Here is a 10982-nt window from a genome sequence, read left to right as displayed (position 1 = left end):
GACAAGGCGGCACAGATCCGGGTTGCCGATGAGGTCTTCGGCGGCACCGGCGGCGAGCGCTTCGTCGAAATGCTCGACCGGGGCGAGGCCAGCATCGCCGCGGTGATGAAGCGCGCCTCGGTGCTCACCGAAGAACAGATCGCGCAGGCCGATGAGCTCGACCGGCGCTATACCGCTGCACCTCGGTTAAGGTTTTGTGGCCTGTATAGTCGGACCAAGTCGTCGTGCGATAGCCGGTGGCGGCAGGCTTGCGCATCTCGACAAACTAACCCTATGGACTGCCAAACTGAATCACTCTCACCGACGTGTGCAACAACCCCGATAGGTCGCGGCGATCATGATCGCCTCGTGCTCGGCACGCTCAGCGGCCAGATACGAGTTCCCCCCCGTCCGCGCTGGCCTGGGTTGGTTTCCGGTTGCGTCGCGCGTCAGAGTTCGCGCGTCAAGAAGACCGACATCGGATCGGGGCGATAGCCTTCGAAAGGCGGGCAGGGCATAAAGCCCGCGGCCAGATAGAGCGCCCGGGCGGGGGAGAAGCTGTCCTGTGCGCCGGTTTCGAGACTGAGCCGGGCGAAACCAAGCCGACGCGCTTCGGCGAGCAGATGCGCAAGCATCGCCTGCGCCAGACCGCGCCCGCGCGCCTCGGAGAGCACATGCATCGACTTGATCTCGGCATGGCCCGCATCGATGCGCTTGAGCGCGCCCATGCCAAGCGCCACCCCTGCCTCGCGCAACACGTAAAACCAGATCCCCGGCGCGGCGAGCGCGGAAGCGGGCAACATATGGATCGATTCAGGCGGGGTGTCGGCCTGCATCGCCGCGGTGTGGCGCCGGTGCAGAAGCGCAAGATCCTCCTGCACCGGCGGTTCGAGAGTGATCGCGATCATCTTTGCCTCTGCCTCTGGCCCGGTTCGGGCAGATCATCGCCGCGCGCAGGCGGAAAGGAAAGACCCGCCCGCGCCAATTGGCTCAATGCAGGAGATCGCCCAGCGAGGTACCGTTCACATTCGGGATGCCCTCCGGCCCCATCTCCAGATCCCAGCGGAGCCGGCCCGCCGCCTCACGTCGGGCGATCACCTGCAGCGCAGTCAGCGCCAGCACCGCCGGAGCAACCTGTTCCGGATCCGGCGCCGTGCCGAGAGCAGCGAGCACATGCTCCATGCCGGTCATCTCGGCCGTCCCCTGCACCAGATCAGGTCGGCTTTGCGGGGAGAGCTTGCGCGCGAAAGCGCCCTCAAAATCGAGGCTGTAGGCAGGCCCGGCGATCCGGCTCGGCGCGAGGGTGAGGGCGAGCTTCCCGTTCGGGAAGAGCTGTTCCATCTGCGCGGCATCAGGCACGATGCCCGCCGCGTAATCGTTCAGAACGGCCTTGAGAAAGCCCATCGGATCATAGCCCGCGACGCCGAGATCCAGCCTGACATCGCGCGGCACGAGCGGCCCCGCCCAGGCGGGAACAACTGTGGCGGGAAGGCTCATCCCCTCGACATCGATCCTGTAGGTCAGCGCTGTCTGCGCCCCCGTGCCCGAATACGCGATCTCGAGCCCCGCGCGCGCCGCCCCGGCCGGGCCCTGCGGCAGAGCGAGCACCAGATCGGAAGTCTCACTGCTGGCCGCGAAGCTGTCGAAGAGCGGCATCGCCGCCGCGGCGGTGCTTGCGATCTGCCGCAACGCCGGCTCCTCTGCCGCCCCCGACAACCGCTGTGCCTGTGCCAGAAGCGGCAGGATCGCGGCCCAGCGCAGCCCCTCGATGCGGGTTTCGCTGTGACTTGGTCCGACCCGGAACGGCACCTGCGCGATCCCGGTGCCGATCGGCAACACCATCTCCTGCGTCATCGCCGTGTTGCTTGCGCTCAGGACAAGATCGATCCCTGTCCCGCCCGGCCGCGCAGTGCCGCTGGCATGATAGCCGGTGAGCCGGGTCGGGACGGTGGACGGCGTCTCGGCGCCAAGCGGCGCGGCGCCGCTCTGCACCATCTCGAGGGTTGCGAGATCCGTCTGCCAGTTGCGCAGGAAGCCCAGCGATTCGTCATAAATCCCTGCCAGCGCATAACCCTTGGCGGTGTAGTCGATGCGCAGCGTAGCGAGCGCGTTCGGGGCGACCACGATCCGCCCGGCCAGATCCTGCGGCGGCGCCACCACCTGCCACAGCCCGCCCTCCATCGGTTTGAGTTCGACCTCCCAGGGCGTCATCGTGGCAAAGAAAGGCCGATCCGGCCCTGCTTTGCCAGCCACGCGATCCGGCGCAAATGTCACGATGTAGTGGTCAAAGGCCGGTGTCACCACGATGCCCGGGCTTTTTACGCCAAGTGCTGCGCTGAGTTTCGCCTCAAGCGTCACCGCGCCCGGCCCGCTTGCATGCGGATGGTTCGCCCACCAGATCCCCCAGGCCAGCACCCCTGCGAGCGCCGTCCCCGTCAGCAATATCTTGCCATACATTCCCGAAACTCCCGCCAAAAAATTCAGCGAAATGGTGCGGCAGGCGCCCGGGTCTGTCCATCGCGCAAACTGGCGCGCCCCCGGCGGGGTGGTTCACCCAGGCGTGACCGCGCTGGAGGGAACCGCCCCGCCGCCTTGCGGGTTGAGGAGCCGAAGTTGGCACGCCCGCCGTCACCCTGAGGAGCCGCCAGCTCAGGAACGGAAGAGCGGCGGCGGCGCGGCCTTGGCAAAAGGAGAAAACGATGTCTGAACTGCTCGTGATCGGCTATGACGATGCCGAAACCGCCGAAGCGGCGCGCAAGAAACTTTTCGAACTCTCGAACGATTATTACGCCGATGTGGGCGATGCGGTGGTCGCCGTCGCCGATGCCGAGGGCAAGGTGCATCTGCGCCAGATGGTGAACCCCTGGGCGCTTGGCGCGATGTCGGGCTCGTTCTGGGGGCTGCTGATCGGGGTGATCTTCCTCAACCCGCTCTTTGGCCTGGTGATCGGCGGAGCGGCGGGCGCGGCCGCGGGCGCGCTCACCGATTACGGCATCCGAGACGATTTCATGAAGGAGATCGCGGCAACGCTCTCGCCCGGGCGCGCAGCGCTTTTCATGCTGGCGCGCAACCTCACTTCTGACCGGGTGATCACCCACCTCGCCGAATTTGGCGGTACGGTGCTGCGCACCAACCTCTCCTCGAGCGACGAGGCAAAGCTGCGCGAGATCTTCGTGCAGGCAAACAAGGTTCCGCACGACGCCTGAGCGCGCGAACCATGTTCTAACGCTGTCCCGAACGCGCCGAGGCCTTGCCCCGGCGCGGCTGACCCAAGCTCCGGCAGGAGATTGCATGCCACCATCCGCGCCCCGCCCTCCGCTCAAGTCCTGCTCGAACCTGGTCCCCACCCCCCCGGCAGCAAGACTGGGGATGGCACGCCTTCGGGCGGCAGGACAGCTTTGCGGCCTCCTGTTGCTGCTCAGCTTCGCGAGCGCCTCCCCGGGGGCGGCCCAGACCGTCGCCCAGACCGTCAAGGAGCACACCACCCCTGCCGCCGTTTCAGATCCCGCTTCCGGCAGGTTTGCCGAAAGCACCGGGGCTTCTGCCGCAACGCCTGCGGCCCCACGGGTCGAAGATCCGGTCGAGCCGCTCCTGCTGAACCGGATGCTCGATCTCGGCACCGGGCTTGCCGCGGAAACCCGGGCACAGTTGCACACGCTTGAGCGCGAGGGCAGCCAACTCTTCAGCACCGAGTATCGCGACCGGCTGCGCGCGGCTTTGGCCGCAGCCGATCTGGGGCTTCTGGCGCTCAATATTCTGGTGACGGTCGGCACCGCATTCGGGCTTTCAACCCTGCTGGCACCGTTACGCCGCCGCCCGCTTGCGGCCCCCGGAACGCTGGCGCAGGTCGGCGGCACGCTCGGCGCAACGTTCTGGCGGATTGTCGCGGTGGTGATCGCCTGGGCGGTAGGGCTTGGGCTGGCCACCTGGCTCTCGGCACTGACGGGGCCGCTTTTCGTTCTGCAGACGCTGTACCTCTCGGCCTTCGCCGTCTTTGGCCTCGCCCGCACCGCGCTTGCCATCGTCGCGAGCCCCGAGGCGCAAAGCGGGCGCAGCCTGTCCTGGGTCGATCCGGAACTGCAAAGCACGATCTACCGCGCCGCACTGATCCCGCTCGGCATCGTTACCCAGGGCATGCTTTTCGTGCTGCCCGCCCTGCGCGAGATTGCGGGGCTCGGCGTGGTGCGTCCGACCCGGGTGCTGATCGCCACCGCGGCGCTCCTGACCGCGCTCTGGGGGATCCACCGGGTGCTGCGCGCGATCCGTCGCGCGGCCGCGCCATCGCGGATCGCGCGCAACGCCCTTCTGGCGCGCCACCCCGGCCTCTGGGTCTGGCCCGCGGTTGCCGCCTGCCTTTATGCCTGGCTCGTCACCATCACCATGCCCGCGCTCGCCGGGCAGATCGTGCTGGCCGGGCTCGGCGGCACCGCGGCGGCGCTGATCCTGGCGGCGGCGGCGCTGCGGCTGCTTGCGCAAAGCGGGCTTGGCCGCAGCCTAGAGCCGGCCGCGCCCGCTTTCGGATCCGATCCGGATCAGGTCACGCTGCTGCGGCAGGCCGGGGCGGGGCTTGGCGCGGCGGCGCTCCTGGGGGGGGCGGCTGTTGCGCTCCTTTCCGGGTGGAGGCTGATCGACCCCGCGGCCCTGGTCGCAACCGGCGTGGTGCAGTCCGGGCTGCTGCGGACGCTCTCGGCGCTGCTCGTTCTTGGCGCGGCCTGGGCGCTCTGGCGCGGCCTCTCGACAGTTTTTGATCGCTGGCTCGTCGCCGCGCTGCCCGGGCGGCGCGAATTCAACCGCCGCCGCACCCTTCTGCGCCTCTTCCGCAATGCCTTTGGTCTCACCGTCGCGGTGATCGCGATCATGCTTGCGCTGGCGCAGCTCGGCCTCGATGTGGCGCCCCTTCTGGCCGGTGCCGGGGTCGTAGGTATCGCGGTCGGCTTTGGCGCACAAAAGCTCGTGCAGGACATCATCACCGGCATCTTCATCCAGATCGAGAATGCCGTAAACGAGGGCGATGTGGTCGAGGTCGCGGGGCTATCGGGCGGGGTCGAACGGGTCTCGATCCGCTCGATCCGGTTGCGTGCGCTCGATGGCACGCTCCATGTCGTGCCGTTCTCCGCGGTCACCACAGTCTCCAATATGACGCGCGATTTCTCCGCCCATGTGGCAAGCTTTGATATCGCCTCCGAGGCCGATCCGGAGGCGGTGCGCGCGGCGATCCTCGAAGCTTACGAACGGCTGCGCGCAAGCGATCTCGGCCCCGACTTGCGCGGCGAGATCGAGGTTCAGGGCATCACCGGCATGGCGGAAGGGTTTTACAGCTTCGGCGCCGTGATCCGCACCGCGCCTGCGGCGCAATGGTCCGTCGGGCGGCGATTCACCCAGATCGCGCGTGAGACACTCGCCCGGCGCGGTATCGCGAGCCCGCCCGCACCGCGCCGCATGCTGTTTCGCCCCGAGGGCGAAGCTGCGGCGTGACGCTATCCCTTGCCCCGGCGCGCCGGGCGCGGCAAGCTCGCCCCGAGCCGTGGAAGGAGCCGAAAATGGTGATCTATGTCGATGCAGACGCTTGCCCGGTGAAAGCCGAGGTCGAGCGGGTCGGCTCCCGTCACGGGGTGCGGATGGTGCTCGTTTCGAATGGCGGCCTTCGCCCCTCGGCCCATCCCCTGATCGAGACTGTGGTCGTGTCGGCGGGGCCGGACGAGGCCGACAAATGGATTGCCGCGCGCGTCGGCCCCGGCGATGTGGTGGTGAGCGGCGATATTCCGCTCGCGGCGAAATGCGTCGCCGCGGGGGCGCAGGTGCTCAAACCCGACGGCACCGAGCTGAGCGCCCAGAACATCGGCTCGGTATTGGCGATGCGCGATCTGATGGCGGATCTGCGCGCCGCAGATCCGTTTTTGCAAGGCCGGGGCAAAAGCTTTTCGAAAGCGGACCGCTCCGCCTTCCTTGACGCGCTCGAGCGTGTGCTGCGTCGGGCCGCACGCGGCTGAGAGCGCCTTCCGCCCCTATTTGATGCGTGGGAAACCGCAGCCAACCTTGCCGTCAATGATCGCCGCTCGACCTTCGATGACTGGGAACGCGAGGTGCTGTCACGGGCGCAGCAGAAGCCTGCTTGGCTGTTCGCCATCTTGGTCGGCCTGTCATCTGTGCTGCTTGAGCCGCTGGACATCGAAACGGGCACGGCGTTCAACGCCTACGCGGCTGGTGGACATCGACATGACGCCGTGGTTGCCGATCATCGCGGGCGATGCGGTCAACGAGTTCGAGGCTGTGCTGCGGCTGCACTACGGCACGGCAGGCCCTGAGTTTGTTCGGCGCGTGGCGGGCATGGTTGATCTGAAAGAGCGTCATGCGCGGGCCGCACGGGCGCTCTACGCGGGCGACGATCCGAAGCTGGGCCGGGCCGCGAACGCCTTCGCGCAGTTGAAGCTGACAGGCGAGATCATGGGCATCGACACGGCGGTCGTTGATCAGGTTTGGGCGCAGTGGTCGAGCGAGGTGCGCGAAGTCTTTGACGACGACTTGCGGATTGGCCGGGCGGTCTTGGCCTTCATCGAGCGCAACCTTCGGGTTTCGATCATGCAGTTGGCCGAAGGGGACGGCGACGATGATGGCTCACCGTTCGGCCAAGACGAGGGGGAAATCGGCAACTCCTATAAGGAGCGCGATGGCTGGTTTGACAGAGAGTTCGTCTAAGGGCATCCGCCGCCCAAGGCGAGCGCCCCCCGGCGCCCGGTCTCGACTTGCCCAACCGCGACCGACCGTTTAAACATCAATCTCGTGGCCCCGTAGCTCAGCTGGATAGAGCAGCCGCCTTCTAAGCGGCTGGCCGGGGGTTCGAGTCCTCCCGGGGTCGCCACCCGCAAGAAAATACGTTGTTTTATAATGGTTATTTCAAGCTTTTTACAGAAGGGACGGAACGTTTTACAGAGTTCCAGTCTTGTTCTGTTCCGGTTACCGCGGCGCGGTTGGGCTCTTCCGGCGGGGCTATTTATGGGCACGGATCAGCGGTCTGTTCTCAAGATCAGTGAATTCGAGCACTTCACCCGCAAGCCTGAGCCCACGCGCGCGACTCAGTGTCGAATGGAAGGCCTCTTCCACTGCCATCGTCGCGGGATCACACATCATGCGCGTGCCGACGAGCTCGCCCACATGCAGCAGGTTCTCGCGCATCGCCACCGGCCCCGAATAACGATTGCACCCCGAACTGCCCGCGATCAGCCCCGGCTCGGGGGAGGAGAGCGTCACATTCACCCCCTCGGGCACCGGCGCGCCGTCGATCTCAGTCACATGCCAGCTCACCGCGTGGTCGATGAGGTTGAGCGGGTCATTCGTGGATTTGGCTCCCTCGTCCTTGCATCCGGCAAGGGCAAGCGCGGCACAGGCGGCAATCAGGATCAGGCGCATGGGCTCTCCTTGTCTCGGCGGGACCAGAGTGGCCGGGGCGGGGGCGCATCGCAAGGGCCTCACGCAAAGGTGTGGCTCAGAAGGTGGGGGGCGTGTTGATCCAGATCACCACGGTGCGCCCGTCCGCGGCATTGGCCCAGGCATGCGGGCGGCGGCTCTCGAAATAGACCGAGTCGCCGGGGCCGAGTTCGTGCACCTCGACCCCGTCGAGCGTGATCCGGAAGCGCCCCTCCAGTACGGTGATGAATTCCTCGCCCTCGTGGCCGTAGCCGCCCTCCGAGGCCGCGCCGGACGCCGCCCCGGGGGCGAGGATGAAGCGGTGGCAATCCATCTGTCGCCGCCCCTCGGCCAGCACCTCGACCCGTACCCCCTCGACCGGCATCGGCCAGATCCGCGCCCGCCCGGCCCTCACCACCGGCTGGCCGACCTCTTCCTGCCCCGAGAGGCGCGAGACGGTGGTGCCATAATATTGCGCGAGATCGGCGAGCGTCTTGAAGCTCACCCCTGCCCCGGTGCGCTCAAGCGTGGAAAGGGCAGAGGCGGAAACGCCAAGGTTTTGCGCCACGGCTTCAAGCGTTTCGCTGCGGCTTTGGCGCAATTGGCGCAGCGCATGGCCAAGCGGTTCGTTGATGATTTCGGCCGGGGCGGGGGCGGTGCACTCGGCCTCAAGCGTGGCGCGGATCGCAGCCGGATTGAGCCCCGCCTCGCGGCGCAGGTAGGCGATGCGTTGAAGCTGCGCAACATCCGCTTCCGAATAGAGCCTTTGCCCCGAGGCGCGGCGCTGTGGCGCGATCAGGCCTTGCGTTTCCCACAGTCGCAGCGTCGAGGAGGCGACACCCGCCGCCCGCGCGGCTTCCGCCACCCGAAACATCGGCGCGGCACCGGAGTCCGGCTCCGGGGGGGCGGGGTCTGGGGATGAGTCGGTCATCTTTTCAGCCATAGAGGCAGAAGATGGCGGCAGCCACGGCATTTGCCAAGAATTTTCTTGCAGAAAAAATGCAAAGTGAGGATAGGATGGGCCATCTCGAATCGGAGTCCCTCATGACCGTGCAAACCTCCCCCGACCTCAGCCGCCGCCGCGCAGATGCCATCGCCAAGGGCGTTGGCGTGACGACGCAGATCTATGCCGAACGCGCCGAGAACGCCGAAATCTGGGACAAGAATGGCACCCGTTACATCGACTTTGCGGCCGGGATCGCGGTGGTGAACACCGGGCACCGCCACCCGAAGGTGATCGAGGCGGTGAAGCGCCAGCTCGATGCCTTCACCCACACCTGCCATCAGGTCGTGCCCTACGAGAATTACGTCACGCTCGCCGAGCGGCTCAATGCCGCCGTTCCGGGCGATTTCGCGAAAAAGACGATCTTTGCCACCACCGGCGCCGAAGCCGTTGAAAACGCGGTGAAGATCGCGCGCCATTACACCGGCCGCGCCGGTATCGTCGCTTTTGCCGGCGGTTTTCACGGCCGCACCTTCATGGGCATGACGCTGACCGGCAAGGTCGTCCCTTACAAGACCGGCTTTGGCCCGATGATGAACGATGTCTGGCACCTGCCCTTCCCCTGCCCGCTGCACGGGGTGAGTACCGAGGATGCGGTGGCCGCGCTTGAGCGCCTCTTCAAGGCCGATATCGAGCCCGCCCGCGTGGCGGCGATCATCGTCGAACCGGTGCAGGGCGAGGGCGGCTTCTACCCCGCGCCCGAAGGCTTCATGACGAAGCTGCGCGAGATCTGTGACAGAAACGGCATCGTGCTGATCGCGGACGAGGTGCAGACCGGCTTTGCCCGTACCGGCAAGCTCTTTGCCATGGAGCATCACGGCGTGGCCGCCGATCTCGTGACGATGGCGAAGGGCCTTGGGGGTGGTTTCCCGATCTCTGCGGTGACCGGCAAAGCGGACATCATGGACAGCCCCGGCCCTGGCGGGCTTGGCGGCACCTATGCCGGCGCGCCGATCGCCGTGGCCGCCGCCCATGCCGTCCTTGACGTGATCGAGGAGGAAGAGCTCTGCGCCCGTGCCGAACGCCTTGGCGGGCGGCTCAAGCAGCGCCTCGCCTCGCTCCGCGACGCGGTGCCGGAAATCATCGACATCCGTGGTCCCGGCTTCATGAATGCGGTCGAGTTCAACGTCGCGGGCACCGAGACGCCGAACCCCGATTTCACCAACCGGGTGCGCGAAGAGGCGCTCGCGCGCGGGCTGATCCTGCTCACCTGCGGCGTCTATGGCAATGTGATCCGCTTCCTTGCACCGCTCACGATTCAGGATGCAGTGTTCGAGGAGGCGCTCGACATCCTCGAAGCCGCGATCCTCGCGGCGAAGGGCTGAGCCATGTGGGGCGAGGCGTCGGGGGCGGACCGGCTCGACGAAACCGACCGGCGGCTGATCGCGGCGCTGCGCCGCGACGGTCGGGCGGCGGTTTCCGACCTCGCCGGGCAGCTCTGCCTCTCGCGCGCCACGGTGCGCGCGCGGATCGAACGGCTGATGGCGCGAGGCGAGATCTCGGGGTTCACCGTAATCACGCGCTCCGACATCGCCTCTGCGCCGGTGCGCGGGCTGATGCTGCTCACCGTGGAGGGGCGCGCGACCGAAAAGGTGGTGGCGCGCCTGCTGGGCCTGCCGCCGGTGCAGGCGGTGCATACCACGAACGGGCAATGGGATCTGATCGCCGAGATCGGCGCGCGCTCGCTTTCCGAGCTCGACGAGACGATCCTGCAAATCCGTCGCCTGGAAGGCGTCGGCCGGACCGAGACCAATCTGCAGCTCTCCTCCCGCCGCCCCGCCGCGCGATTCTGAGCCTGTCACCGCCGCGGCGGGCCTTGAATTCCCGCCGCGTTGCTTGTATCTCGCAACGTCCCGGCTAGAATGGGGCAAGACCGCCCGCGGGGCGAGAAGCGAGCCCTGCGGGCGTAAAAGCGAAGGTGTGCCGATGTCCTGGACCGATGAACGCGTCGAACTTCTGAAAAAGATGTGGACCGAGGGGCAATCGGCGAGCCAGATTGCCAAGGAGCTGGGCGGGGTCACCCGCAATGCGGTGATCGGGAAAGTGCACCGGCTGGGGCTTTCGAACCGCGTCGAAGGTGCGCCTGCGGCGGCTCCCGCCGCAAGCCCGGCGCCCAGCGCCCGGCCTGCAGCCGAACCGAGCCCTGTTGCCCCCGCTGCTGCGCCCGCGGCGATGAACGCACCGCGCCCCGAGCCGGAACCCGCCGAGACCGAACCCGAGCTTGAACCGGCCGCTGCGCGCCCCGCTGCGGCTGCGCGCCCCGCCCCCGCACCGCAGCCCGCCGCCCCCGCGCCGGCGATGCGCAAGACCGGTATCGTGCCCGCCGGCCAGCCGCTGCCGCCTCAGCCCTCGCTCAACGAGATCAGCCCCGAGACGCTCGCTTCGGTGCGCGAGGTGGAAAAGCGCTCCCGCAAGATCTCTCTGATGGAGTTGACCGAGCGCACCTGCAAATGGCCGATTGGTGACCCGGCGACCGATCATTTCTATTTCTGCGGCCTGCCGAGCCAGCCCGGCAAACCCTATTGCGAGGCTCATGTCTCGGTCGCCTTCCAGCCGATGAGCGCCCGTCGCGACCGCCGCCGCTGAGAGTCACCGT

General features: G+C 67.3%; 12 protein-coding genes and 1 tRNA gene. 9 read left to right on the top strand and 4 right to left on the bottom strand.

Going from position 1 to position 10982, the window contains the following annotated elements; translation table 11 throughout:
• Positions 1 to 474: hypothetical protein (locus CRO22_RS19065; protein WP_217991909.1), on the top strand; the 474-nt coding region annotated here is incomplete at its 5' end.
• Here the strand turns inward: CRO22_RS19065 and CRO22_RS14960 are convergent.
• Entirely contained in the window at positions 429 to 887 is a 459-nt protein-coding gene (locus CRO22_RS14960) for a GNAT family N-acetyltransferase (protein ID WP_097070958.1), read from the bottom strand. The genes CRO22_RS19065 and CRO22_RS14960 overlap by 46 nt on opposite strands.
• A gap of 82 nt (positions 888 to 969) precedes the next feature.
• Positions 970 to 2436, bottom strand: a complete 1467-nt coding sequence (locus tag CRO22_RS14955; RefSeq protein WP_097070957.1) for a hypothetical protein — start codon at positions 2434 to 2436, stop codon at positions 970 to 972.
• A gap of 242 nt (positions 2437 to 2678) precedes the next feature.
• Here CRO22_RS14955 and CRO22_RS14950 point away from each other — a divergent pair, with 242 nt between their 5' ends.
• The 5 genes from CRO22_RS14950 (at position 2679) to CRO22_RS14930 (ending at position 6838) form a co-directional block, all read left to right on the top strand.
• On the top strand, positions 2679 to 3185 hold the full coding sequence (locus CRO22_RS14950; protein WP_097070956.1) for a DUF1269 domain-containing protein: 507 nt from the start codon (positions 2679 to 2681) through the stop codon (positions 3183 to 3185).
• Between the two features lie 163 nt (positions 3186 to 3348).
• The gene (locus tag CRO22_RS14945) at positions 3349 to 5454 is read left to right on the top strand and encodes a mechanosensitive ion channel family protein (RefSeq protein WP_176518660.1); all 2106 of its coding nucleotides are present in this window, start codon (positions 3349 to 3351) and stop codon (positions 5452 to 5454) included.
• Between the two features lie 65 nt (positions 5455 to 5519).
• Positions 5520 to 5969, top strand: a complete 450-nt coding sequence (locus CRO22_RS14940; protein WP_097070954.1) for a YaiI/YqxD family protein — start codon at positions 5520 to 5522, stop codon at positions 5967 to 5969.
• A gap of 226 nt (positions 5970 to 6195) precedes the next feature.
• A complete protein-coding gene (locus CRO22_RS14935; RefSeq protein WP_141399458.1) occupies positions 6196 to 6675 on the top strand; it encodes a hypothetical protein in 480 nt (159 codons plus the stop codon).
• Positions 6676 to 6761: 86 nt separating this feature from the next.
• Positions 6762 to 6838 (top strand) — tRNA-Arg (locus CRO22_RS14930).
• A gap of 128 nt (positions 6839 to 6966) precedes the next feature.
• Here CRO22_RS14930 and CRO22_RS14925 read toward each other — a convergent pair.
• A complete protein-coding gene (locus CRO22_RS14925; protein WP_097070952.1) occupies positions 6967 to 7386 on the bottom strand; it encodes an META domain-containing protein in 420 nt (139 codons plus the stop codon).
• Positions 7387 to 7462: 76 nt separating this feature from the next.
• Positions 7463 to 8314, bottom strand: coding sequence for a MerR family transcriptional regulator (locus tag CRO22_RS14920; RefSeq protein WP_097070969.1), 852 nt, complete (start codon positions 8312 to 8314; stop codon positions 7463 to 7465).
• A gap of 113 nt (positions 8315 to 8427) precedes the next feature.
• Here CRO22_RS14920 and CRO22_RS14915 point away from each other — a divergent pair, with 113 nt between their 5' ends.
• From CRO22_RS14915 to CRO22_RS14905, 3 genes are all read left to right on the top strand, one after another.
• On the top strand, positions 8428 to 9711 hold the full coding sequence (locus CRO22_RS14915; RefSeq protein ID WP_097070968.1) for a 4-aminobutyrate--2-oxoglutarate transaminase: 1284 nt from the start codon (positions 8428 to 8430) through the stop codon (positions 9709 to 9711).
• 3 nt (positions 9712 to 9714) lie between these two features.
• Positions 9715 to 10179 carry an Lrp/AsnC family transcriptional regulator gene (locus CRO22_RS14910; protein ID WP_097070951.1) on the top strand — a complete coding sequence of 155 codons (465 nt, stop codon included), beginning with the start codon at positions 9715 to 9717 and terminating at the stop codon, positions 10177 to 10179.
• A 133-nt stretch (positions 10180 to 10312) separates the two neighbouring features.
• On the top strand, positions 10313 to 10972 hold the full coding sequence (locus tag CRO22_RS14905; RefSeq protein ID WP_097070950.1) for a GcrA family cell cycle regulator: 660 nt from the start codon (positions 10313 to 10315) through the stop codon (positions 10970 to 10972).
• The last annotated feature ends 10 nt before the right edge of the window (positions 10973 to 10982 follow it).

The organism is Rhodobacter maris, from assembly GCF_900217815.1.
GTDB classification, from domain to species: Bacteria; Pseudomonadota; Alphaproteobacteria; order Rhodobacterales; family Rhodobacteraceae; genus Rhodobacter; species Rhodobacter maris.
This window is presented reverse-complemented; position numbering and strand designations above follow the sequence as displayed.

Bases quoted from the DNA above. Each gene is read 5' to 3' on its own strand.
- CRO22_RS14940 (WP_097070954.1), top strand. From the start codon at position 5,520: ATGGTGATCTATGTCGATGCAGACGCTTGCCCGGTGAAAGCCGAGGTC.
- CRO22_RS14910 (WP_097070951.1), top strand. From the start codon at position 9,715: ATGTGGGGCGAGGCGTCGGGGGCGGACCGGCTCGACGAAACCGACCGG.
- CRO22_RS14955 (WP_097070957.1), bottom strand. From the start codon at position 2,436: ATGTATGGCAAGATATTGCTGACGGGGACGGCGCTCGCAGGGGTGCTG.
- CRO22_RS14915 (WP_097070968.1), top strand. From the start codon at position 8,428: ATGACCGTGCAAACCTCCCCCGACCTCAGCCGCCGCCGCGCAGATGCC.
- CRO22_RS14920 (WP_097070969.1), bottom strand. From the start codon at position 8,314: ATGACCGACTCATCCCCAGACCCCGCCCCCCCGGAGCCGGACTCCGGT.
- CRO22_RS14925 (WP_097070952.1), bottom strand. From the start codon at position 7,386: ATGCGCCTGATCCTGATTGCCGCCTGTGCCGCGCTTGCCCTTGCCGGA.
- CRO22_RS14945 (WP_176518660.1), top strand. From the start codon at position 3,349: ATGGCACGCCTTCGGGCGGCAGGACAGCTTTGCGGCCTCCTGTTGCTG.
- CRO22_RS14960 (WP_097070958.1), bottom strand. From the start codon at position 887: ATGATCGCGATCACTCTCGAACCGCCGGTGCAGGAGGATCTTGCGCTT.
- CRO22_RS14950 (WP_097070956.1), top strand. From the start codon at position 2,679: ATGTCTGAACTGCTCGTGATCGGCTATGACGATGCCGAAACCGCCGAA.
- CRO22_RS14905 (WP_097070950.1), top strand. From the start codon at position 10,313: ATGTCCTGGACCGATGAACGCGTCGAACTTCTGAAAAAGATGTGGACC.
- CRO22_RS14935 (WP_141399458.1), top strand. From the start codon at position 6,196: ATGACGCCGTGGTTGCCGATCATCGCGGGCGATGCGGTCAACGAGTTC.